Origin of the sequence: Sphingomonas sp. (assembly GCF_035910975.1) — a bacterium.
GTDB lineage: Bacteria > Pseudomonadota > Alphaproteobacteria > Sphingomonadales > Sphingomonadaceae > Sphingomonas.
Genome location: NZ_JAMHWM010000029.1, coordinates 36,715 through 57,821, shown reverse-complemented (window position 1 = coordinate 57,821; position 21,107 = coordinate 36,715). Strand labels below are relative to the sequence as shown.

At 67.1% G+C, this 21,107-nt stretch carries 24 protein-coding genes; 9 read left to right on the top strand and 15 right to left on the bottom strand.

Going from position 1 to position 21,107, the window contains the following annotated elements; all coding sequences use genetic code 11:
- The 5 genes from phoU to VYI76_RS06585 all read left to right on the top strand — a co-directional run bounded on the left by phoU (nt 1) and on the right by VYI76_RS06585 (nt 3,925).
- On the top strand, nt 1-696 hold the full coding sequence (gene phoU / locus VYI76_RS06605) for a phosphate signaling complex protein PhoU (protein WP_326523987.1): 696 nt from the start codon (nt 1-3) through the stop codon (nt 694-696).
- Entirely contained in the window at nt 693-1,388 is a 696-nt protein-coding gene (gene phoB, locus VYI76_RS06600; protein WP_326523986.1) for a phosphate regulon transcriptional regulator PhoB, read from the top strand. The genes phoU and phoB overlap by 4 nt, the downstream gene beginning before the upstream one ends.
- Before the next feature lie 97 nt (nt 1,389-1,485).
- The gene (locus tag VYI76_RS06595) at nt 1,486-1,767 is read left to right on the top strand and encodes a hypothetical protein (RefSeq protein WP_326523985.1); all 282 of its coding nucleotides are present in this window, start codon (nt 1,486-1,488) and stop codon (nt 1,765-1,767) included.
- 118 nt (nt 1,768-1,885) lie between these two features.
- Entirely contained in the window at nt 1,886-2,782 is an 897-nt protein-coding gene (locus VYI76_RS06590; protein ID WP_326523984.1) for an SDR family NAD(P)-dependent oxidoreductase, read from the top strand.
- A 66-nt stretch (nt 2,783-2,848) separates the two neighbouring features.
- Nucleotides 2,849-3,925, top strand: a complete 1,077-nt coding sequence (locus VYI76_RS06585) for a hypothetical protein (protein WP_326523983.1) — start codon at nt 2,849-2,851, stop codon at nt 3,923-3,925.
- A 61-nt stretch (nt 3,926-3,986) separates the two neighbouring features.
- On the opposite strand, the gene VYI76_RS06580 is transcribed toward VYI76_RS06585, so the two are convergent.
- The 3 genes from VYI76_RS06580 to epsC are packed head-to-tail and all read right to left on the bottom strand — an operon-like array spanning nt 3,987 to nt 5,589.
- The gene (locus VYI76_RS06580) at nt 3,987-4,583 is read right to left on the bottom strand and encodes an HD domain-containing protein (RefSeq protein ID WP_326523982.1); all 597 of its coding nucleotides are present in this window, start codon (nt 4,581-4,583) and stop codon (nt 3,987-3,989) included.
- Nucleotides 4,580-4,924, bottom strand: coding sequence for a DUF2794 domain-containing protein (locus tag VYI76_RS06575; protein WP_326523981.1), 345 nt, complete (start codon nt 4,922-4,924; stop codon nt 4,580-4,582). Before VYI76_RS06575 ends, VYI76_RS06580 begins: the two co-directional genes overlap by 4 nt.
- Nucleotides 4,924-5,589, bottom strand: coding sequence for a serine O-acetyltransferase EpsC (gene epsC / locus VYI76_RS06570; RefSeq protein WP_443018912.1), 666 nt, complete (start codon nt 5,587-5,589; stop codon nt 4,924-4,926). Before epsC ends, VYI76_RS06575 begins: the two co-directional genes overlap by 1 nt.
- A gap of 146 nt (nt 5,590-5,735) precedes the next feature.
- Between epsC and VYI76_RS06565 the strand changes: the two genes are divergently transcribed.
- Entirely contained in the window at nt 5,736-6,506 is a 771-nt protein-coding gene (locus tag VYI76_RS06565) for a sulfite exporter TauE/SafE family protein (RefSeq protein ID WP_326523979.1), read from the top strand.
- 6 nt (nt 6,507-6,512) lie between these two features.
- Here the strand turns inward: VYI76_RS06565 and VYI76_RS06560 are convergent, their stop codons facing one another.
- Together VYI76_RS06560 and VYI76_RS06555 are read right to left on the bottom strand one after the other, a co-directional pair.
- On the bottom strand, nt 6,513-7,034 hold the full coding sequence (locus VYI76_RS06560; RefSeq protein ID WP_326523978.1) for a carboxymuconolactone decarboxylase family protein: 522 nt from the start codon (nt 7,032-7,034) through the stop codon (nt 6,513-6,515).
- Between the two features lie 71 nt (nt 7,035-7,105).
- Nucleotides 7,106-7,648, bottom strand: coding sequence for a peroxiredoxin (locus VYI76_RS06555; protein ID WP_326525044.1), 543 nt, complete (start codon nt 7,646-7,648; stop codon nt 7,106-7,108).
- A gap of 148 nt (nt 7,649-7,796) precedes the next feature.
- Between VYI76_RS06555 and VYI76_RS06550 the strand changes: the two genes are divergently transcribed.
- On the top strand, nt 7,797-8,696 hold the full coding sequence (locus VYI76_RS06550) for a hydrogen peroxide-inducible genes activator (RefSeq protein WP_326523977.1): 900 nt from the start codon (nt 7,797-7,799) through the stop codon (nt 8,694-8,696).
- A gap of 4 nt (nt 8,697-8,700) precedes the next feature.
- On the opposite strand, the gene VYI76_RS06545 is transcribed toward VYI76_RS06550, so the two are convergent.
- The 3 genes from VYI76_RS06545 to pgsA are packed head-to-tail and all read right to left on the bottom strand — an operon-like array spanning nt 8,701 to nt 9,962.
- Nucleotides 8,701-9,138: a molybdenum cofactor biosynthesis protein MoaE gene (locus tag VYI76_RS06545; protein ID WP_326523976.1), complete on the bottom strand. Its 438-nt coding sequence runs from the start codon at nt 9,136-9,138 to the stop codon at nt 8,701-8,703.
- Complete coding sequence (gene moaD, locus VYI76_RS06540; RefSeq protein ID WP_326523975.1) at nt 9,135-9,392, bottom strand: molybdopterin converting factor subunit 1; 258 nt, start codon at nt 9,390-9,392, stop codon at nt 9,135-9,137. The genes VYI76_RS06545 and moaD overlap by 4 nt, the downstream gene beginning before the upstream one ends.
- The gene (pgsA, locus tag VYI76_RS06535) at nt 9,393-9,962 is read right to left on the bottom strand and encodes a CDP-diacylglycerol--glycerol-3-phosphate 3-phosphatidyltransferase (RefSeq protein WP_326523974.1); all 570 of its coding nucleotides are present in this window, start codon (nt 9,960-9,962) and stop codon (nt 9,393-9,395) included.
- Between the two features lie 133 nt (nt 9,963-10,095).
- Here pgsA and VYI76_RS06530 point away from each other — a divergent pair, with 133 nt between their 5' ends.
- The gene (locus tag VYI76_RS06530; RefSeq protein WP_326523973.1) at nt 10,096-11,385 is read left to right on the top strand and encodes an MFS transporter; all 1,290 of its coding nucleotides are present in this window, start codon (nt 10,096-10,098) and stop codon (nt 11,383-11,385) included.
- A 6-nt stretch (nt 11,386-11,391) separates the two neighbouring features.
- Here the strand turns inward: VYI76_RS06530 and VYI76_RS06525 are convergent, their stop codons facing one another.
- Nucleotides 11,392-11,559, bottom strand: coding sequence for a hypothetical protein (locus VYI76_RS06525; RefSeq protein WP_326523972.1), 168 nt, complete (start codon nt 11,557-11,559; stop codon nt 11,392-11,394).
- 234 nt (nt 11,560-11,793) lie between these two features.
- Between VYI76_RS06525 and VYI76_RS06520 the strand changes: the two genes are divergently transcribed.
- The gene (locus VYI76_RS06520; RefSeq protein ID WP_326523971.1) at nt 11,794-15,123 is read left to right on the top strand and encodes a TonB-dependent receptor domain-containing protein; all 3,330 of its coding nucleotides are present in this window, start codon (nt 11,794-11,796) and stop codon (nt 15,121-15,123) included.
- A gap of 48 nt (nt 15,124-15,171) precedes the next feature.
- Here VYI76_RS06520 and VYI76_RS06515 read toward each other — a convergent pair whose 3' ends face one another.
- The 6 genes from VYI76_RS06515 to VYI76_RS06490 all read right to left on the bottom strand — a co-directional run bounded on the left by VYI76_RS06515 (nt 15,172) and on the right by VYI76_RS06490 (nt 21,041).
- Entirely contained in the window at nt 15,172-16,140 is a 969-nt protein-coding gene (locus VYI76_RS06515) for an endonuclease/exonuclease/phosphatase family protein (protein WP_443018911.1), read from the bottom strand.
- 92 nt (nt 16,141-16,232) lie between these two features.
- On the bottom strand, nt 16,233-17,243 hold the full coding sequence (gene nadA / locus VYI76_RS06510; protein WP_326523969.1) for a quinolinate synthase NadA: 1,011 nt from the start codon (nt 17,241-17,243) through the stop codon (nt 16,233-16,235).
- A 70-nt stretch (nt 17,244-17,313) separates the two neighbouring features.
- Nucleotides 17,314-18,033 carry a DUF4230 domain-containing protein gene (locus VYI76_RS06505; RefSeq protein WP_326523968.1) on the bottom strand — a complete coding sequence of 240 codons (720 nt, stop codon included), beginning with the start codon at nt 18,031-18,033 and terminating at the stop codon, nt 17,314-17,316.
- Nucleotides 18,015-18,863: an MBL fold metallo-hydrolase gene (locus VYI76_RS06500; protein ID WP_326523967.1), complete on the bottom strand. Its 849-nt coding sequence runs from the start codon at nt 18,861-18,863 to the stop codon at nt 18,015-18,017. The genes VYI76_RS06505 and VYI76_RS06500 overlap by 19 nt, the downstream gene beginning before the upstream one ends.
- A 196-nt stretch (nt 18,864-19,059) precedes the next feature.
- Nucleotides 19,060-20,676: a M56 family metallopeptidase gene (locus VYI76_RS06495; protein WP_326523966.1), complete on the bottom strand. Its 1,617-nt coding sequence runs from the start codon at nt 20,674-20,676 to the stop codon at nt 19,060-19,062.
- Complete coding sequence (locus VYI76_RS06490; RefSeq protein WP_326523965.1) at nt 20,673-21,041, bottom strand: BlaI/MecI/CopY family transcriptional regulator; 369 nt, start codon at nt 21,039-21,041, stop codon at nt 20,673-20,675. The genes VYI76_RS06495 and VYI76_RS06490 overlap by 4 nt, the downstream gene beginning before the upstream one ends.
- Nucleotides 21,042-21,107 lie beyond the last annotated feature (66 nt).

Genomic DNA, 21,107 nt, shown 5'->3' with positions numbered 1-21,107 from the left:
ATGGAACATACCGTCAAGGCGTTCGACGCCGACATCGGCCAGTTGCGCGGGTTTATCTCGCAAATGGGCGGGTTGGCCGAACAGGCGATCACCGATGCGATGAAGGCGCTCCAGCGCGGCGACGCCAAGCTGGCCGAGAAGGTGCGCCGCAAGGACCGCGAGATCGACATCATCGAGGCGGAGGTCGAACGCCTCGCCGTCCGCGTCATTGCGCTCCGCGCGCCGATGGCCGACGATCTGCGCGAGGTGGTCGCCGCGCTCAAGATCGCCGCCGTGATCGAGCGGATCGGCGACTATGCCAAGAACATCGCCAAGCGCGTGCCGATGATCCACACCGGCCCGGATCGCATCGAGGCGATTTCGATCCTGCCGGCGATGGCGGCGCTCGCCAGCGACATGGTGCGCGACGTGCTCGACGCCTTCGCCCGCCGCGACGCCGAAGCCGCGGTCGAGGTGAACGAGCGCGACAGCCAGCTCGACGATTTCTACAATTCGATCTTCCGCGTGCTGGTCACGTTCATGATGGAAAATCCCAAGACCATCGGCGAAGTCGCGCACCTCCTGTTCGTCGCCAAGAACTTGGAGCGGATCGGCGACCATGCCACCAACGTCGCGGAAATGGTCTATTTCGCCGCCACCGGCCGCTACCTTTCCGACCGCGAAGCAAGCGACGGGCCGGAGGAATCCGCCACATGAACCGCGCCAAGATGCTGCTCGTCGAGGACGACGCGGCGCTCGCCGAACTGGTTTCGTGGAATTTCCGGCGCGAGGATTTCGACGTTCGCCACACGCCCGATGGCGAGGAGGCGCTGATCCTCGCCGCGGAGACCCCGCCCGACATCGTCTTGCTCGACTGGATGATCGAGGGCGGCATCTCCGGCCTTGAGGTCTGCCGGCGCCTGCGCCGCAGCAACGCGACCCAGAACGTCCCGATCATCATGCTCACCGCGCGCGGCGAGGAGGAGGATCGCGTGCGCGGGCTGGAAACCGGCGCCGACGATTACGTCACCAAGCCCTTTTCCCCGCGCGAGCTGGTCGCGCGCGTCGGCGCGGTGCTGCGCCGCGTCCGGCCCGCGCTTGCCGGCGAGACGCTGTCCTACGCCGACCTGGAGATGGACACGGTCGGCCACAAGGTGCGTCGTGGCGGCGAGGCGGTGGCACTCGGCCCCACCGAATTTCGCCTGCTGCGCCATTTCCTGGAGCATCCCGGCTGGGTCTTCTCGCGCGAGCGGCTGCTCGACACCGTCTGGGGGCATGACGCCGATATCGAGGCGCGCACCGTCGACGTCCACATCCGCCGCCTACGCAAGGCGATCAACATCGGCGATCGGCCGGACGTGATCCGCACCGTCCGTTCGGCGGGCTACGCGCTCGACGCCGGCGACTGACGCGGGAATTCGGTTCGACGGGGAAACGACTCGCCGCCTGCCGCGTTTGGGGCAGCGACGCACTTCGGGTGCGCCCAATCGAGGAGTTTCGACCGTCATGAAGATGATCCTGCTGGCGACCGCGCTCGCCTTCGGCGCGACCGCCGCCACGGCCCAGGACACGCCCGCGCCCGCCCCGGTGGCTGCGGATGCCACCACCCCGACCGGCGGCTATCAGCCTCCCGCCCCGCCGATGGCATGGCCGCCGCCGCCGGGTGCGCAAGTGATCTTCCAGCCCTCGCAATCGCCGACCCAGGCCTATCCGCCGCCAGCGGCGCTCGACAGCTATCCGATCTGCAAGAAGGGCCAGTACGACAAGTGTCGCCAGCGCGGCGGCTGACCCCGGCGGATTGACGCTACGGCGGGCGCGGTTCCCGTTTCGGAGCCGCGCCCTTTCCTTTTCAGCGCCGCCTTGCCTCTCTAAGCCCGCCCTGAAACGGCGATTCGGGAGGGACGGCATGACAATTTCGTTCGACGGCAAGGTGGCGATCGTGACCGGCGCAGGCGGTGGCCTCGGCCGCGCCTATGCGCTCGATCTTGCGCGGCGCGGGGCACGGGTGGTCGTCAACGATCTCGGCGGTGCGCGCGACGGCACCGGCACCTCCGACGCCGCGGCGCAGGTCGTCGCGGAGATCGAGGCGGCCGGCGGCACCGCAATGGCGAACGGCGGCAGCGTCACCGACTACGCCCAGATGGTCGAGATGGTCGCCCACGCCAAGGAAGCCTGGGGCGGCGTCCATATCCTCATCAACAACGCCGGCGTGCTGCGCGACAAGAGCTTCGCCAAGATGGAGCCCGCCGACTTCGCCTTCGTCGTCGATGTCCATCTCAACGGATCGGCCAACTGCACCAAGGCGGTGTGGGATATGATGCGCGAGCAGGCCTATGGGCGCATCCTGATGACCGCATCGTCGACCGGCCTGTACGGCAATTTCGGCCAGGCCAACTATGGCGCGGCCAAGCTCGGCCTGGCCGGCCTCACCAAGACGCTGGCGCTGGAAGGCGCCAAATATAACGTCCACGTCAACACGATCGCGCCAACCGCCGGCACGCGGATGACCCAGGATATCTTCCCGGCCGAGCTGTTCGCGAAGTTCACGCCCGAATCGGTCGCCCCGGCGGCGGTGTATCTGGTCAGCGAAGATGCCCCGACCAGCGCGATCGTCGGCGCCGGCGCCGGTGTGTTCCAGGCCGCCTATGTCACGCTTACCCCCGGCAAGGCGCTTCACGGCGACGAGTTGTCGGCAGAAGGTATCGCTGCCCACTGGGCCGCGATCACCGACCGCGCGGGCGAGATCGTCCCCCAGTCGGGCGCCGAACAGGCGATGAGCATCCTGAAAGCGCTGCAGGCCTGAGCCTATTGACTGTATTGCTACAGCAATACACAAATGCTATGTCCTGCCGTAACAGGGAGGACTGTCATGTACAGCGAACAGGATCTTCGCGGCGCGGTGGAGGCGGGGGCGATCAGCGCCGACGCCGCCGCCGCGCTGCGTAACCACGTCGCCGCACTCCGCGCGACGCCAACGGTCGATGAGGAGCATTTCCGGCTGCTCACCGGCTTCAACGACATCTTCGTCGCGATCGCCAGCGCGCTGCTGCTCTCCGCACTCGCGTGGATCGGCGGCAGCGTGTGGACGCCACTAGGCGGGGTCGCGGTGGCGGTCGGCGCGTGGGGGCTCGCCGAATATTTCACCCGTATCCGCCGCATGGCGCTGCCCAGCATCCTGCTGCTGCTCGCCTTCGTCGGGGGCGTGGCCGGAGCATTGATCGGCGTGATCGCCGAATACAACCGCCCGCTGGAACTCTGGATCGATTCGATGGACGGCAACCGCCAGATGCAGTTCGCCGCGGTCGGCGGCATCGCGGCGGCGATCGCGGCGGTCACCGCCGGCGCGGCCTGGCTGCACTGGCGCCGCTTCATGGTGCCGATCACGGTCGCGGCCGGCGCGGTGGCGGTCGCCGGGGTCGTGATGGCGCTGGTGCTCGGCCTCGTCCCCGGCGCCGATCGCGCGGTCTATCCGCTGGTGCTTGCTACCGGCGTCGCGATGTTCGCCTTCGCGATGCGCTGGGACATGTCGGACCGCGAACGCCGCACCCGCCGCAGCGACGTCGCCTTCTGGCTGCACCTCGCCGCCGCGCCGATGATCGCACATTCGGTGTTCCACATGCTCGGCGTGTTCGATCACGCGATCGGCACGGGTACGGCCGTGCTGGTGCTGGTGCTCTACGTCGCCTTCGCCTGCGTCGCGCTGGCGGTCGATCGTCGCGCGCTGCTGGTGTCGAGCCTCGCCTATGTGCTGTTCGCGCTGGTCTCGCTGTTCCGCACCGCCGGCGCGGTCGAGCTGTCGGCCGCGTTCACCGGGCTTGTGATCGGATCTGCGCTGCTGCTGCTGTCGGCCTTCTGGCATCGGGCACGCGGGTTGGTCGTCGGGCTGCTCGGCAACCTCGACCGCCGGTTGCCACCGGTCCAGCAGCCGGTGCTTGCCCACGCCTGATCCCTTTGGGAGGAGGGAGGCGTCCGGCGGCCGCTTCGGCGACCGTCGGGCGTTCCCGCGTTCAGGCCAGCCGCGCGATCGCCCGCGACAGGTTGGCGCGCGCCGCCGCCTCCCACCGGGCATGGCCCCAGTCGGTCAGGTACAACCGGTGGCGCTCCAGGAACCGCGTCAGGATCGCCACCCGCCCCGCGCGATACGCCGCCTCCTCTACATGGGCATATTCGCGCCGGATCGCCGCATCATAAGCGTCGAAGCCCTCTTCGTCCGCGCCGAGCACCGACAGGTCGATATCGAGCAGCAGCGCGGCGTCGGGACAATCCCCCTCGGGCAGGACATGCGCGATCGTCGCCTCGATCGCCAAAACCGCACGCTCAACCGACGCCATGTCGGCCAGCGGCGTCATCTCCGCCCGGCACAGCGCCGCGCTCAGCCGCTCGTTGCGCCCGCCGCCTGCCTGCGGATCGTAGATCGCGTCATGCCACAGGATGAAGCCGACGGCTGCGTCGCGATCCGCCACGACAAGCCCCTCCGCTTGCGCTGCCGCCAGATGGCGCAGCATCGCCTGCGGATGCGCCCAGGCGTGATAGTGCCGCCATGGCTCGTCATAGCGCGATCGGAGCGCGGCAATCGGCGCCCGCGAAAGCAGGTCGCCGCTCACTCGTCGATCAGCTTCATCAGCCGCCGCTCGACGGGAGCCAGCACCGGGCCCAGTTCGTGCCCGCGCTTCAGCACCGCGCCATGTTCGCCGACCAGTGCCCATTCGCCCTGCCGCTGGCGTAGCGCCGGGCGCTTCTCGATGCGATATTCCGGCCTTTCGGCGGCGCGGCGGAAGGCGGCGAAGACGGCGGCGTCGCGGCCCAATTCTATCGCATAGTCACGCCAGTGCCCCGCGGCGACCATCCGGCCGTAGAGGTCGAGAATGCGGGTCAGTTCGACGCGGTCAAAACCGATCTGGCTCGGCTTGCCCGCATTGAGCGGAAACGGCGTGACGATGCCCATCAGGCCCGGTCACGCTCCTCGCCCGCCCCGTCGATCCGCGCGCGGAGCGCCGCGATATCCCGTTCCAGCGCATCGAGACGGGACTGGCTCGCCTCGCTCATTTCGCGGCACGGCGTGCCATAGGGAACGAAATCGCGCTGGTATGTTTCGGCCTCGACCACCACCGGGCGCGCCGGAATGCCGACCATCGTCGCGCCCGGCGCGACTTCCCTCGTCACCACGGCATTGGCGCCGATCCGCGCGCGCGCGCCGACGATGATCGGCCCCAGCACCTGCGCGCCCGATCCCACGATCACCCCGTCGCCGATCGTCGGGTGGCGCTTGCCCGCCGCACCATTATCCGGGTTGGTTCCGCCCAGCGTGACGCATTGATAGATCGTCACGTCGTCGCCGATCTCCGCCGTCTCGCCGATCACGGTGAAGCCATGGTCGATGAAGAAATTGCGGCCGATCTTCGCGCCAGGATGGATGTCGATCGCGGTCATGAATCGCGAGAAATGGTTCACGAACCGCGCGAGGAAGAACAGGTCGGCCTGGAACAGCCAGTGCGCCACGCGGTGCAGGCCGAGCGCGAGGACACCCGGATAGAGAAGGATTTCCCAGCGCGAGCGCGGTGCCGGATCGCGCGCCTTGATCGAATCGAGATAGTCGATGAGCCCAGACATCACCCGCGTCCCCTTGGTCCTGGCCATGTAGGCCCGTGCACAGCGGAATTCCAGCACGCCCCACGAACGACTTGCCACCACGAAAGCCTATCTGTCTTGTCGGCATTGGATCGCCGGCTATGCTGGGCGGCCACGACGGCGAAGGGATGTTGATGTTCGAAGCGATCGACTGGTCCGAAATCGCGACCTTCATCGCCGTCGGATTTGCCGCGCAGATCGTCGACGGCGCGCTGGGCATGGCGTTCGGTGTGATTTCCAGCACCCTGCTGATCAGCGTGATGGGCGTGCCGCCAGCGACCGCCTCGGCGGGCGTCCACCTGGTCGAATGCTTCACCACAGGCGTGTCGGGGATCAGCCACGCGCTGCACAAGAACGTCAACTGGAAGCTGTTCTTCCGCCTTCTGGTGCCCGGCGTCATCGGTGGGGTAACCGGTGCCTATCTGCTCAGCACGCTCGACGCCTCGGTCACGCGGCCGTTCGTGATGGCCTATCTGGCGGGGATCGGCGTCTATCTGCTGTGGCGCGGCCTGCGCTTCCCGCCCAGGGAGCATAAGGAACCCAAGGTCATCGCGCCGCTCGGGCTGGCCGGCGGTTTCCTCGATGCGGCGGGCGGCGGCGGCTGGGGGCCGGTCGTCACCTCGAACCTGCTAGTTCAGGGTGCCCAGCCGCGCACGACGATCGGCACGGTCAACAGCGTCGAATTCTTCCTGACCCTCAGCGTCTCGATCACCTTCATCGCCCATCTGGGGTTCGAGGCGTTTACCACCGCCGTCGTCGGTCTACTGATCGGGGGCGTGGTCGCCGCACCATTCGGCGCGATCATCGCGAAGCGCGTGCCGACCCGGACGCTGCTGGTGATGGTCGGCGTCGTGCTGACCCTCACCAGCGGCTTCAGCCTGTACAAGGCCCTGGCCTGAAGCCGATCACCCCAGCGTGCGATGCACCGTCGCCACCGCGGCCATCACCGCGGCGATGCGTGCCGCGTTCTGGATCGTCTCGGCGCTGACGCCCGCCTTCTTGAGGACCGCTTCGTGCGCGTCGATGCACAGGCCGCAGCCGTTCATCGCGCTGACCGCCAGGCTGAACAGCTCGAAATCCTCCTTCTCGATCCCCGGCGCCGCGATCACGTTCATGCGCAGCCTGGCCGGCATGTCGGCGTATTGCTTGTTCGCAGCAAGGTGGGTGAAGCGATAGTAGACGTTGTTCATCGCCATCACGGCGGCGGCGGCGCGCGCCGCGTTGGCCGCTTCCTCCGACAACTTCGGCGCGCATTCCGCTTCGGCCGCATCGACCAGCGGCTTGTACCCGGAACCATGCGCGCACGCGAGGAGGGTGCCGTATTTGCGCTGGTCGCCCATCTGCGCCTCGTTGAGCAGAGAACCGACGTTCAGGCGGATGTCCTTGGCGTAATCGGGCAGGACGGCGGCGAATTCCTTCAGCGACATGATATTCCTTTCAGGCATAAAAAAGGGCGCGGGGAAGCCTCCCTCCCCGCGCCCCGCGATCGATCAGGCGGTTACGCCGCGATCTTCAGGACGTCGTCGCCCTTGTTCCAGTTGCACGGGCACAGTTCGTCGGTCTGCAGCGCGTCGAGTACGCGCAGCGTCTCCGCCGGGTTGCGGCCGACGTTCAGGCCGTTGACCTGCACCGCCTGGATGACGTTGTCGGGATCGATGATGAAGGTCGCGCGATAGGCGACGTGCTCGTTCGCATCGAGGATGCCCAGCGCCTTGGCGAGCACCGCGCCGTTGTCCGCGATCCACGGGAAGTCGGCGGCGGCCAGATCGGGGTCCGACTTGCGCCACGCGAGGTGGACGTGGGCGGTGTCGGTCGATGCGCCGATCAGCACGGCGTCGCGATCCTCGAAATCGCCCTTCAACTGCGCATAGCCGACGATCTCTGTCGGGCAGACGAAGGTGAAGTCCTTCGGCCAGTAGAACAGCACCTTCCACTTGCCGGGGAAGCTGTCGTGGCTGATCGTCTCGCCGGCCGGCAGCGCGTTGGTGCCCTGCTGGACGGGAACGGTGAATTCGGGGAGCGTATCGCCGACGGTGAGCATCATGGCCTCCAGGGGAAAAAGCGTGAGGTGAAAATCAACAGCGCGCAGCTTTCTCGCTGCGTCGCAGCAACGATATGGGTGCGGCGCAGCAGATGCGCCAATCGATTGTTCGCTGGCGCCTGATCGTTTCTGGCGATAAGTGGGCCATGTGAGCACCTATCTGCCTACGCTTAAACAGCTTCAGTATCTGGTGGCATTGCGCGACATCGGTCATTTCGGCCGTGCGGCCGAGGCATGTTTCGTTACGCAATCGACATTATCGGCGGGAATCCGCGAGCTGGAGACGCTGATCGGCATCACCCTGGTCGAGCGGACACGGCGCGTGGTGCGCTTCACGCCGCTCGGCGAGCGGATCGCGGAAAAGGCGCGGCGCGTGTTGCGCGAGGCCGACGAACTCGGCGACATGGCCCGTGCGGCGGGACAGCCGTTGTCGGGCGACATGCGGATGAGCGTCATTCCGACGATCGCCCCGTTCATGCTGCCGCGCATCCTGCCGCGTCTGCGAAGGGATTATCCCGACCTCAAGCTGTATCTGCGCGAGGAACCGAGCGGCGCGGCGTGCGAGGGCCTGCAGCAGGGCCGCAGCGACTGCGTTCTGCTCGCCCTGCCCTATGCCTGCGGCGACGTCGAAAGCGTCACTCTGTTCGACGACCGGCTGTTCCTCGCCTACCCAGAGGGCGAACTCGCGCCGCCGCCGCACGGCGTGCGCCCCGGCGAGATCGACGAGAGCCGGCTGCTGCTGCTCGAGGACGGGCATTGCCTGAAGGATCACGCGCTCGCCGCGTGCAACCGCCCCGAAATCCGCGCCGAGGCGACGATGCTCGGCACCTCGCTGCACACCATCGTCCAGATGGTCGACAACGGTCTGGGCGTCACCATCCTGCCCGGCATGGCGATCGATTCGGGGATCCTGGAGGGCACCGATGTCGCCGCCACCCCGCTCGCCGCCGAAAACCCGACGCGCAGCATCGCGCTTGTGTGGCGCCGGGCCAGTCCGCGCGAGAAGGATTTCCGGCTGCTGGCGAAAATGCTCGGGGAACGGGTCTGAGCGGCTAGCGCCAGCGCGCGGCGGCGGCATCGTCCTCGCTCCGCGCCTCGACCCACCGCGCGCCGCCGTCGGTTACCTCGCGCTTCCAGAACGGCGCATCGGTCTTGAGCCGATCGATCAGGCTGGCACATGCCTCGAGCGCCGCGGCGCGATGGCGCGCGGCAGTGCCGACGAACACCACCCGCTCGCCCGGTCGCATCGGCCCGACGCGGTGGACGATCGTGACGCCGAGCAACCCCCAACGCGCCGCGGCACCCTCCGCCAGCCGCGTCAGCGCAGCCTCAGTCATGCCGGGATAATGTTCGAGGTCGAGCGAAGACACACCGTCATCGGCCCGCACCAGACCGGTAAAGCTGGCGACGGCGCCCGCACCGTCAGCCTCGATATCTGCCAGCAGCGCCCCGACGTCGATCGACCCGTGCTGGACCTCGACGCGGATCACCCGCCCGTCACCGGTGGAAAGATCGCGACCTCCCGCGCGCCAGCGATCGGCGCATCGAGCGGCACGAACGCCTGGTCCACCGCCGCGCGGAGCCGCGCGCGATCGGCGAAGGCGGCGGCGTGGCTAGCGCTTTCCTTCGCCAGCCAGTCCAGCAGATCGGCCACCGTCGTCACCCCGGCCGGCGGATCGACCCGCTCGCTCCCCCGCCCGACGCCTTCGCGAACCCAGGCGAAGTAGAGCATCTCCACCGCCATTCAGCTGTCCATATGCTTCAGGCCGACGCGCAGATAATCCCAGCCCGTCACCAGCGTCAGCACCGCCGCACCCCACAGGCAGACGAGCCCGGTCTGCTTGACAAACGCCAGCCCCGGCAGCGCTCCTGCGAGGATCAGCGCGCCGAGCGCGACAAGTTGCAGCGTCGTCTTCCACTTGGCGAGCGCGGAGACCGGCACCGATACCTGGATGCCACCCAGGAACTCGCGCAGCCCCGACACCATGATCTCGCGCAGCAGGATCACCATCGCGGCGATCAGGTGGATGCCGGTGATGATCGCGCGATCCTCGAACCGGGTGCCGACCAGCATCAGGATGACGGCGGCGATCATGATCTTGTCGGCGATCGGATCGAGGAACTGGCCGAGCTTGGAGACCGTGCCGTTCGACCGCGCCAGATAGCCGTCGAAATAGTCGGTGATGCCCATCAGGCAGTAGAGCGCGAACGCCATCGCATAGCCGGCCTCCCACTGCGGCCACCACAGCAGGGCGACCAGCAGCGGCACCGTGACGATCCTCGACAGGGTAAGAAGGTTCGGTAGCGTCAGCATCGTATCCCCGTCGGCTTACGCGCGGCGGCGGCTGCGATCAACGGCAACGGTTAGGCGCGGTGCAAAGGTTGCCGCCCGCCCCCGCCCTCGGCTATGCCGCAGTCGTCGTAAACGGCCGAGGCGCGCGGAAATCATGATAAACGCCCTCGGGCTCCTCAAGGAGCGGCGCTTCCTGCCGCTGTTCGTCACCCAGTTCCTCGGCGCGTTCAACGACAATCTGTTCAAGACGGCGATGGTCCTGTTCGCCACCTACCACATCTTCAACGACGCGGAGATGGAGGCGCATTTCAACGCGCTCGCGACTGGGCTCGCGATCCTGCCCTTCTTCCTGCTTTCGGCGCTTGCCGGCCAGCTGGCCGATTCCCACGACAAGTCGCGGATCATCCGGTTCGTGAAGACAGCGGAAATCTTCATCATGATCTTCGGCGCCGCCGGGCTGCTGGCGGCCAAGGCGGGCTACACGACGCTGGGTCTGGCGATGATGCTGTCGGCGGTGCTGATGCTCGGCACCCATTCGACGTTCTTCGGCCCGATAAAATACGCCATCCTGCCGCAGCACCTGAAGGATCATGAGGTGCTGGCCGGCACCGGCCTGGTCGAAGCGGCGACCTATCTGTCGATCCTCGCCGGTACCGTGCTCGCCGGCTGGGTACCGGTGGAGGTCGCGGCGGGCCTGGTGCTGATCGTCGCGCTGATCGGATGGGTGACCGGCCGGATGGTGCCGGAGGCGCCGCGCCTGGGCCCCAAGCTACAGATCAACTACAACCCGTTCACCGCATCTTGGCGCCTGATCGCGGCGACGATGCACATTCCCCGTCTGTTCCTGGCGATCTGCGCGATCAGCTTCTTCTGGACGATCGGCAGCGTGCTCATCATCATCTTCCCCCCCCTGGTGAAGAACGTGCTGACCGCCGATGAGCGCGTCGCCAGCCTGATGATCGCGATCTTCTCGGTCGGCGTCGCGATCGGATCGATCGTCATCAACGCCATGCTGAAGGGCAAGATCTCGGCGCGTTACTCGCCGGTTTCGGTGCTGGTCATGGCGGTATTCGTCGTCGCCTTCTCGATCGAGGCGCGGACGTTCGTTCCGGCCCCCGCGGGCCAGCTCTACGGCGTGATGGATTTCGTCACTCATTCGCAATCGCTGCTGGTCGTCGGCACGCTGCTCGCGATCGCGATCTCGGGCGGGATGTTCGTCGTACCGCTCTACGCCTTCCTGACGACGACCGTGACGAAGGACCAGACCGCGCGCACCGTCGCCGCCAACAACGTCGTCAACGCCGGTGCGATGACGTGCGGGGCGATCGCCGTGCTCGTAATCACCGGCTTCGGCGTGCAGCCGCATGACATGTTGTTGCTGGTCGCCGCGATGTGTCTGATGTCCGCCTGGATCGCGCAGAAGCTGCACCGCGCCTGCGACTGACGCCCGTCAGGCGAGGAAGGTGTAGAAGCAGACGAAGAAGGCGGTGAAGCTGAGCGCGAACAGCTTCAGGTCGCTGTCGTCCTTCGACACCTCGACCGTCCGCTGCAATGGCAGCGACTTTCGGAACGGATGCCTGCGGACCTCGTCGGTCAGCACAAGATAGCGTCTCTTCATGGCGAGGAGTTAACGCGCCGTTTACGATTTCGACCAGCGCGATCTGTGGTTAACGCCGTCCCCCTGTGGCACGATTGCCGCACGCCCTCGCTCGCCTGAAGTTGACGCAAGCTTGACGCTTGCCCGACACGCCAGCACGCCGTATGAAGCATCTTGATACCGGTGTCATGAATGCCGGAAAGCGAGTGCGCGCCGGTGAGCGCGTACCGGTCGATCAAAGGGAGGGGCCTTTAAATGAACAACTCGATCCGCCGCACGCGCCTGGGCGCCGCATCCGTCCTCGCGATCGCGGTCAGCGGCTTTGCGGGCGCCGTGCCCGCGCTCGCCGCCGATCCGGCAATCAAGCCGTCCGCCAGCGCACCTGTGACACCGGTAACCAGCCAGCAGGCGGGGCAGGCCCAGGTCGATGAGAGCACGCCCGAGGTCGTCGTGACCGGCTTCCGCGCCAGCCTGGAAAATGCGCTCAACATCAAGCGCACGTCGAACCAGATCGTCGACGCGATCACCGCCGAAGACATCGCGGACTTCCCCGATGCCAACCTCGCCGAATCGATCCAGCGCCTGCCCGGCGTATCGATCGACCGCGACAATGGCGAGGGGCGCTCTATCACCATCCGCGGCCTCGGCGGCGATTTCCAGCAGACCCGGCTGAACGGCGCCGATGCGCAGGCCGCGGCGGGCGGCAACCAGTCGGACGCCGGCGCCAACCGTTCGCGCGGCTTCGACTTCAACACCTTCGCATCGGAACTGTTCGGCGGGGTGAAGATCACCAAATCGACCGCGGCGGTGAACGACGAAGGCTCGCTGGGCGCGATCATCGACCTGACGACCGGTCGGCCGCTAGGCTACAAGAAGAACCGCTTCGCCGTCGGCGCCGAGGGCGAGTATCGCGAGAACGGCAAGACGTGGAACCCGCGCCTGACCGCGCTCGCCTCGGTCAAGCTCACCGACAATTTCGGCATCCTGGGTTCGGTCGCCTACCAGAAGCAGGATCAGCAGATCGATTCGTACCGCCGCAACATCGGCCAGTTCGAATATCTGTACCGCAACTCGCAGCTGAACGGCGTCACGCCGGCGACCTACGGCTTCGCCCGCCCCTCGACCGCCGGCACCGGGCCGACGTTCGGCTCCGATCCCGCCGCCTATGCGCTGCTGGCGCCGACGACGATCATTCCCGCCCTGCCCTCGATCGGTCGCCAGGAACTTTCCTATGAACGGATCGGCGCGACGGCGACCGCGCAGTGGCGCCCGACCAGCCGCACCGAAATCATCATCGATGGCGTCTACTCACGCTATGCGCAGGATTCCGAGACCTACGGCATCACCACGATCGGCCTGAACCGCAACGGCACGAATGCCCGCGCGGCGCAGACGGGCACCGCGGGCCTGCGGGCGATCGGCACGACCAACGGCAACGCGGACCGCGTCGCGCTCTATGCCAACTGCGTCGCTTCGGCGACGATCAACTGCGCGGGGACGGAAGGGCGCGAGGGCACGGTGCTGACCGGCTTCCTCAACAGCCAGAACCCCAACAACCTCAACCCGTTCGACTATTACAACAACCCGCTGTCGCGAGGATACATCGCCAACGCAAACCAGACCGCTTTCTACGATGAACTGATCGGCCGCCCGAGCACCAAAGTGCGGGCAGCGAACGTCAACGCCGCCGGCCAGACCGACTATCTGGTGCTCGACGACGTCGACTGGCGCAGCTTCGCCGACGCGCAATATGGCGTGACGGAATTCTGGCAGGGCACCGTCAACGCGACGCAGGAGATCACGGACACCTTCCGCGCCGACCTGACGCTCGGCTATTCCAAATCGACCTTCCGCGCCACCGGCCTGCTCGCCGAATTCAACGCGATCGACCGTGACGGCTACACCTTCGACGACCGGGGTGGCGGCAAGATGCCGATCTTCAACCCGGGCTTCGATGTCGCCAACCCGAACAACTGGACGCTGGTGAAGGGCCTGTCGACCATCCGCTACTTCACCAACACGGTGGACAATGAATTCAAGGTCGGACGCCTGAACTTCACGCTCGATGCAGTGCCCGACACACTGACCCTGCGCTTCGGCGGCACCTGGAAACGCTTCGCCTTCACCAGCGACCAGCGCCGCCGCAGCCAGACGATCGAGGCGATCAATCCCACGCTCTTGGAAGCCGGGCTGGCGATCACGGACCTGGGCCAGACGATCGGCTTCGGCCAGGGGCTTAACGTGACCGCCGGGACGCCGACCAGCATGTACGTCCCCAGCCTTGACGCCTTCCGCAACCGCTTCGGCATCGACTGCGACTGCGTCAACAAATGGGGCGACTACCGCGCCGTCGCCGACGGGCGCCAGCGCAACGCGATCATCGAGAACGACCTGTCGGGCTTCTTCCAGGCCGATTTCAACTTCGACCTGTTCGGCCGGCCGTTGCGTGGCGACATGGGCCTGCGCGTCGCGCGCACGCGCATCATCGGCGACGGCGCGTTCGGCGGCAGCGATGGCGTGGCCGGCTTCCCCGTCACCGCCACCAACACCTATTACGACTGGCTGCCGTCGACCAACCTTGTGTGGGAACCGGGGACCGGCCTGCTTGTCCGGTTCGCCGCGGCCAAGGTGATGGCGCGTCCGCAGCTCGGGAATCTTACGCCCGGCACCACATCGTTCCCGTCATTCACTGGCGGCCTCAATTCGGCAGGCAACGCCCCGTCGGTGACGATCGGCAACCCCTATCTGAACCCGTTCCGCGCGACCAACTACGATCTGTCGTTCGAGAAATATTTCGGCCGTGCCGGCCTCGTCTCGGTCACGCTGTTCAGGAAGGACATCGCCAGCTTCCCGCAGCAGATCGCCGGCGAAGGCCCGCTCCAGTCGATCCTGCCGCCCGAGATCTTCGACGCGGTGGTCGCCAACTTCACCAACGTCGCCTTCCGCGACTATGTGCTCGCCGGCGGCCCGTTCAACATCCGCCAGTTCCGCGACGCGCCCGGCGGCAAGATCGAGGGCGTAGAGGTCAACATCCAGTCGAACTTCGTCTTCCTGCCCGCGCCGTTCGACAAGTTCGGCGTGATCGCCAACTATACCCATATCAACTCGAAGCTCAGCTACCTGACCGGCACCGGCGGCGCCGCGCTTCAATCCGGCGTCGGCAACGGCGTCGCGGCGAGCAACAGCTTCGCGGAGGGGCCGTTCCTCAACACCTCGCCCGACGCTTTCAACGCAACGCTCTACTATGAGGACAAGAGATTCTCGGCGCGCGTATCGGGCGCGTATCGCAAGCGCTACGTCAATCGCTTCCCGCTGGCGGCCGGCACCTGCGCGGTCGGCACGACGACGAATGGGGGAGCCGCCTGCAATTCGCCGGTGCTGGCCGACTTCGGCTACAACGAGGATACGCTGAACATCGATTTCGCGATGTCGTACAACGTCACCAAATGGGCAAAACTGACGCTCGAGGGCCGCAACCTGACCAACGAGGCGCAGTATCGCACGATGTACGAAGCGAATCCGGTGACGCAGAGCTATGCGAGCACCGGCCGTATCGTTACCGGCGGCTTCCGCCTGATCTTCTGACCGGTCGTGCAAGGGGTGGCGGTTCGCCGCCGCCCCGCCCGTTCGCGCCTATTGCGCCGTGCAGACCGACCCCACCGGCGTCGCTACCGGCCACGACAGGCGGTAGGTGACGAGGAACCCGTCATGGTCGGACAGGCGCTGGCCGCTCGAACCGCCGTCGAACATCGCCTCGACGCGGATCGGGCGGATATCGATCACGCCGCCGGGTTCGAAGAACTGAAGGTCCTGCGTGTCCATCCAGGGCTCGTCGCCGTCCCAGGACATCCGTACCTCGCATCCCGCCGCCGGATCGGCGCACACGCGGTGGACGAGCGCGATATCCTTGTAGCGGGTGAAATTCTCCCAGCGCGCTTCCGAATGACGCATGTTGAAATCGCCGCCGAACACGAGCGGTGACCCGTCGTCGAGCGTATCGTCGATGAAGCGCGACGCTTCCAGCGCCTGGCGGTCGTGCGCGGCCAGATGGCGCGGCGCCGGCGCGCGCGAGGCGCCGCGCGAGTTCATGTGGGTGTTGTAGAGGCTGACGACGCCCGGCACACCGGGGATCGCGATCCGCGCGAGCTGGACGCCCTTGTTGGCAAGGCAATCGATGCCGGCGCAGGATCGCCGCCCGAACGGCCGCTGGTCGTCGTGGACGATCGGATAGCGCGACGCGATCGCCAGCCCGCTGCCGAATACCCGGATGCCGATCTCGCCGTGGAGCGCGTTGGCACGGCCGGGCAAGCCATCGCGCGTGGTTCCCCGCGCGCGGGTGGTGCGACGCGCACCGGACACGATCGCAGGATAGCCGCTCGCCGCCACCGCGCGCTTCGCCGCGGGACTGAACATCTCCTGGAACAGCACGACATCGGGCGCAGTGCCCTCCGCGCGCATTGCCGCCAACCGCTCGGCGATCGCGGCAAGATACGGCGCCCGGCCCGTCCGCGCGGGCCACGACAGTCCTTCGATATTATAGGTCAGGACGGAAAGCGTCGTGTGCGCCCGGTCGCCCGACCGATCGATCGCCGGTCCGGGCACGGCGGCGCAGGTTGTTGTCCGCAACGGCGGCTTCGGCCCGCAGCCGGCGAGAGCCAGCGCCAGAAGGGCGACCCCCGCCCGCATGGCGCGGTTCAGTCGCCGGTCACCTTCGCGGGGCCGAGATCGCCCATTCCCACCGTCGCGCCCGCCATCGCCAGCATCGCGTCGAGGCTCTTCTTGGCGCGCAGCCGCAGCCCTTCCTCGATCTCGATCCGCGGCTCCAGGTCGCGCAGCGCGATGTAAAGCTTCTCCATCGTGTTCAGCGCCATGTACGGGCAGATGTTGCAGTTGCAGTTGCCGTCCGCGCCCGGCGCACCGATGAAAGTCTTCTCCGGCACCGCCTTTTCCATCTGGTGGATGATGTGCGGTTCGGTCGCGACGATCAGCGTGTCGGCGGTCATCGTCTTGGCATATTCGAGGATGCCACTGGTCGATCCGACGTAATCTGCGTGATCCAGCACGTGCGGCGGACATTCGGGATGCGCGGCGACGGGCGCGTCGGGATGTCGCGCCTTCAGTTTCAGCAACTCTGTCTCGCTGAACGCCTCGTGGACGATGCACACGCCCGGCCACAGCAGCATGTCGCGCCCCGTCTTGCGCTTCAGATAGCCGCCCAGATGCTTGTCGGGGCCGAAGATGATCTTCTGCGTCGGCGGTATCTGGCTCAGGATCTTTTCCGCCGACGACGACGTGACGATGACGTCGCTGAGCGCCTTCACCTCGGTCGAACAGTTGATATAGGTCAGCGCGATGTGATCGGGATGTTCGGCGCGGAAGGCGGCGAACTTGTCCGGCGGGCAACTGTCCTCCAGGCTGCACCCGGCCGCGAGGTCTGGCAGCACGACGATCTTGTCGGGGGACAGGATCTTGGCGGTGTCGGCCATGAACTTGACCCCGCAGAAGGCGATGACGTCGGCATCTGTCGCCGCCGCCTTCTTCGACAGGTCGAGACTGTCGCCGACGAAGTCCGCGATGTCCTGAATCTCGGGCTTCTGGTAATAATGCGCCAGGATCACGGCGTTGCGCTCGCGGCGCAGCCGGTCGATCTCGGCGCGCAGATCGAGCCCCTTCAGCGTGCCGCCGATACCGTTCCTGGCGTCCATATACCGTCTATCTCCTGGTCCTTGGGGGACAGATGGACGCTCGGGCGCCTGCGATCAAGCGAAGCTAAGATCAGAGGCGATTGCCGACCACCTGTTCCGGCGTGCGCGAACGATCCCAGTCCTGCCGACTGCGATCGGTGCGTTCGTAGGGGAAGGTCACCAGCACGCGAACGTCGTCCACCCTCGCGGCGGCGAGCGGTGGCGCGAGCAGTCCCGCGAGCGCGCGACGGGCATTGTCGCGGGCGAGCGCGATCCGCTCGGGCTTGCGCGCCTCCCCCTCTGCCGACGCCTGAGCCGCCGCGGACGCGCGCTGCGACATCTTGTCCATGGCATCGCGGGTAACGAACAGGCCGCGTGTCTGGCTCAGCGTACGACGTGCTTCATCGACGTTGACCGCGCCGACCGTCACGTCGGGCGCGTCGATCACCAGGGTGCGTGTCGCCGGATCGAAGCGATAATCACGCTCCGAGAGGCGCGACACGTCGAGGAAATAATCGACCGCGAACGGCGCCTTGACCACCCGGTCCGACGTCAGCACGCCGCCCAGGCGGGCATCGGATGCGCTTGCCTGCACCGTGCCGGTCAGCGATCCGACCTTGAGCATCGCTGCCCGCGCGAAGGTCGCGCGGATCACGCCGGTCACCGCGCTGCCGTCCTCGGCACGCTCGACGACATAGCTGTCGGTCCAGCGATCATAACCCGCCTTCCCCAGCCAGACCGCGGCGGCGAGCAGGAGCAACAGGACGGCGGCGCCGACCAGCTGGCGAATGTTCAGACGGCGATCGACCATGTCGCCCCTTCAGCGCCCGTCACCCGCCCGCGGTTCCGCAGGTCGAGCAGATGCGCCAGCACAGATCGCGCCGCCGCCGGGTGCAGCCGGGGGTCCAGACCGGAATACATCGCCTGCACCATCGCATCGATATCACCCTCGCCCGCCTGGAGCAGCCGCAGGATCGCGCCCTCGCGGCTCTTGCGGTGGCCCATCATGCCACGCACCAGCCGGCGCGGATTGTCCACCTGCAGCCCATGGCCGGGGTAGTAGACGCGGTCCTCGCGCCGCATCAGCTTGTCGAGGCTCGCCATATAATCGCCCATGTCGCCGTCGGGCGGCGAGACGATGCTGGTCGACCAGCCCATGACGTGATCGCCGCTGAACAGCGCCCCGCTTTCCTCCAGCGCAAAGCACAGGTGGTTCGACGTATGACCCGGCGTCGCAACGGCGGTGAGCGTCCAGCCGTCGCCCGAAACGCTGTCGCCATCGTCCAGAATGCGATCGGGCACGTAATCGGTATCGAACGACGCATCGGTACGCGGGCCGAGATCGTCGAGCGCGAGCGGCGCGCAGCCGACGATCGGCGCGCCCGTTGCCGCGGCCAGTTCGCGGGACAGCGGGCTGTGATCGCGATGGGTGTGGGTGCACAGGATCGCGCGCAGCGGTCGCCCGCCGATCCCCGCGATCAGCGCGGCGAGGTGCTCGCCGTCGCCCGCCGGGCCGGGATCGATCACCGCGACGTCGGCCGTGCCGACAAGATAGGTCTGCGTCCCGGTATTGGTGAATGGCGCGGGGTTATTGGCGGTCAGGCGCAGAACACCGGGTTCGAGCAGGTCGGACTGGGACATCGCGGGATCAGATGGCCGCTGGCGTGGAAGAGGGCAACCCCTTGCCCACCTCGGTGAGAAACGCGAAGCGGTGCCGGTACGCGCACCATAGCGCACCGACACCGCCCGCTGCACGCCTACTGACGCGAACCGTACGACCCTCCCAAGTCGCACCCGGATCGGGGCCGATCCGGTGTCCACGCGCTGGGTGCGGACCTCAATCCTTCTTGGTTTCCAGCTCGCGGATCGCCTGGTCGATGCCGGCAAGCGCCTTGGCCTTCTGGCTCTCGTTCATATCGGCGTTCGCCTCGATGCTGCGCCGGGCCGAACGCAGGCCCATCATCGCGGACATTTCCGAGTTGCGACGAATGACGAAGCTCTGCGTGCCGGCGCGTTGCGCGCCGTCTGCGGCGACCATCGCCATCCGCTGGATACGGTTGGTGCAGACGATCATGATCTTCTTGTCGCCATCCTCGCGGCGGATGACATGCTCGCCAGGCTTGCCCTCGTCGTCGCGGCATTCGCGTGAAGCGACTTCGGGCATGTTGCGCACATCGACGCGCAGGCTCTTCAGCTTTTCGGCGAATTCGGGCGGCAGCGGGCCACCGGGCTCACCCTCCCACTCCATCGTCTTGCCGTCCTTGTCGCGGAGCATGATGCGGCGCTGCGCGGTGCCGGGGCCGCGCTTGACGGTAAGGGTCGATACCTCGTCACCGTCGCCAAAGGTCCGTACCTGGCCGTCCTTGTCCGCGATGATGATGCGGGTCTGGCGCTTCACCTCAGGCGGCGCGGGCGGCGCCGGGGGTGCCGGCGGAGCCACCTGGGGCACAGCCGGCAGTGCGGGCAGCGCCGGCAGTTCGAGGCTGGCGAGTTCGACGCCGACCGCGCTTTCCATCTTGCTGCGGACGGTTTCGGCCGCCTGCGTCCCCGATGCGGTCAGCCCCAATCCGCCCAGCAGCAGCGCCGCGGTGGTGGTGGCGCCGGCCAGCAGGCGCGGGCGTGACGTCTTCTCGTGCTTGGTCAACATTTTCAACCTCCCTTTGATTTCGTTGATCGTATGCAGATGGCAAGCCGCCGACACCGCGCCGCCGTGGGCGGATTTCACGATGGCCCGACCATAGGCGTGGCGCAGTTCGCGGTCGCGGCCCGACAGCACCAGGGCGTCGCAGGCCATTTCCTGGTCCGCCCTGAAGGCACGGAACGCCCGCCAGGCGACCGGATTGAACCAGTGGAGCGCGAGCACCGCCAGCGCCGCCCAGTTGGCGAGCAGGTCGCCGCGCGCGTGGTGGCCGAGTTCGTGCGCCAGCGCCAGATCGCGCTCCAGCGGGTCATAGCGTTCGGCGAAGTCGCGCGGGAACGCGACATATTTGCGCCAGACCCCGAACGCGAGCGGGCCGGTCGCGACGTCGGTTTCGATCACCTCGACATTGCCGGCGGCGACTATCTGGGTCGCGCTGGCCCGCGCCCGGACACGCGCCACGAAGCGGCCGTGCGACACCATGTGATAGCCGATGAAGACCAGCGCGCCGATCGCCCAGGCGGTCAGCACCCAGGGCCAGACATTGGGGGCCGACGCCACCGCCTCGTCGGCTGGAACGCCCAGCGGCTCGACGACATAGTAGGTCAGCGTCTCGCCCATCTGCGCCAGCGGCGCGCCGGCCTGTTCGCGCCACCCCTCGGGCAGCGGCGGCAGGATCATCCGCAGCGCCGGGATCGCCCACAGCGCATAGGCCACCTGCGGGCCGAAGTTGCGCCGCACCGGTGCCCGGATCGCCAGCACCAGCAGCATCAGCAGCGTGGAGGCGACCAGCGCCTCGAAAGCCCAGACGATCATGACTTGAGCTCCTTCAACAGGGCTTCGATCTCGGCGATGTCCTGGTCGGTCAGGGCATCGCGCTCCGCCATGTGCGCGACGAGCGGGGTCAGCTTGCCGCCGAACAGCCGGTCGATCAGCCGACGCGACTCGCCCTCGACATAGTCCTCGCGGGCGACGAGCGGGCGGTAGAGATAGCGGCGGCCGTCCTCCTCATGCCCGACGACGCTCTTGGCGAGCAGCCGGCCGAGCAGTGTCTTGACCGTGTTGGCACTCCAGCCGCGATCGGGCGCGACCCGTTCCGCCACGTCCTGCGCGCTGAGGGGTGAATCGTCCCACAGCACCTCCATCACCGCATGTTCGGCATCGCTGATACGCTCGGTCACGGTCCATCGCTCCCTGATCGACTACGTCTGTAATCACTTCGATTACGTCTGTAGTCAATCGGCTGA

Excerpts from the sequence above, each read along its gene's own strand:
- VYI76_RS06595 (WP_326523985.1), top strand. The coding sequence starts at position 1,486 with ATGAAGATGATCCTGCTGGCGACCGCGCTCGCCTTCGGCGCGACCGCC.
- VYI76_RS06495 (WP_326523966.1), bottom strand. The coding sequence starts at position 20,676 with ATGATCGTCTGGGCTTTCGAGGCGCTGGTCGCCTCCACGCTGCTGATG.
- VYI76_RS06530 (WP_326523973.1), top strand. The coding sequence starts at position 10,096 with ATGATAAACGCCCTCGGGCTCCTCAAGGAGCGGCGCTTCCTGCCGCTG.
- VYI76_RS06565 (WP_326523979.1), top strand. The coding sequence starts at position 5,736 with ATGTTGATGTTCGAAGCGATCGACTGGTCCGAAATCGCGACCTTCATC.
- phoB (WP_326523986.1), top strand. The coding sequence starts at position 693 with ATGAACCGCGCCAAGATGCTGCTCGTCGAGGACGACGCGGCGCTCGCC.
- VYI76_RS06560 (WP_326523978.1), bottom strand. The coding sequence starts at position 7,034 with ATGTCGCTGAAGGAATTCGCCGCCGTCCTGCCCGATTACGCCAAGGAC.
- phoU (WP_326523987.1), top strand. The coding sequence starts at position 1 with ATGGAACATACCGTCAAGGCGTTCGACGCCGACATCGGCCAGTTGCGC.
- VYI76_RS06555 (WP_326525044.1), bottom strand. The coding sequence starts at position 7,648 with ATGCTCACCGTCGGCGATACGCTCCCCGAATTCACCGTTCCCGTCCAG.
- pgsA (WP_326523974.1), bottom strand. The coding sequence starts at position 9,962 with ATGCTGACGCTACCGAACCTTCTTACCCTGTCGAGGATCGTCACGGTG.
- VYI76_RS06590 (WP_326523984.1), top strand. The coding sequence starts at position 1,886 with ATGACAATTTCGTTCGACGGCAAGGTGGCGATCGTGACCGGCGCAGGC.
- VYI76_RS06500 (WP_326523967.1), bottom strand. The coding sequence starts at position 18,863 with ATGTCCCAGTCCGACCTGCTCGAACCCGGTGTTCTGCGCCTGACCGCC.
- VYI76_RS06575 (WP_326523981.1), bottom strand. The coding sequence starts at position 4,924 with ATGGGCATCGTCACGCCGTTTCCGCTCAATGCGGGCAAGCCGAGCCAG.
- VYI76_RS06585 (WP_326523983.1), top strand. The coding sequence starts at position 2,849 with ATGTACAGCGAACAGGATCTTCGCGGCGCGGTGGAGGCGGGGGCGATC.
- nadA (WP_326523969.1), bottom strand. The coding sequence starts at position 17,243 with ATGGACGCCAGGAACGGTATCGGCGGCACGCTGAAGGGGCTCGATCTG.
- epsC (WP_443018912.1), bottom strand. The coding sequence starts at position 5,589 with ATGTCTGGGCTCATCGACTATCTCGATTCGATCAAGGCGCGCGATCCG.
- VYI76_RS06525 (WP_326523972.1), bottom strand. The coding sequence starts at position 11,559 with ATGAAGAGACGCTATCTTGTGCTGACCGACGAGGTCCGCAGGCATCCG.
- moaD (WP_326523975.1), bottom strand. The coding sequence starts at position 9,392 with ATGGCGGTGGAGATGCTCTACTTCGCCTGGGTTCGCGAAGGCGTCGGG.
- VYI76_RS06505 (WP_326523968.1), bottom strand. The coding sequence starts at position 18,033 with ATGGTCGATCGCCGTCTGAACATTCGCCAGCTGGTCGGCGCCGCCGTC.
- VYI76_RS06520 (WP_326523971.1), top strand. The coding sequence starts at position 11,794 with ATGAACAACTCGATCCGCCGCACGCGCCTGGGCGCCGCATCCGTCCTC.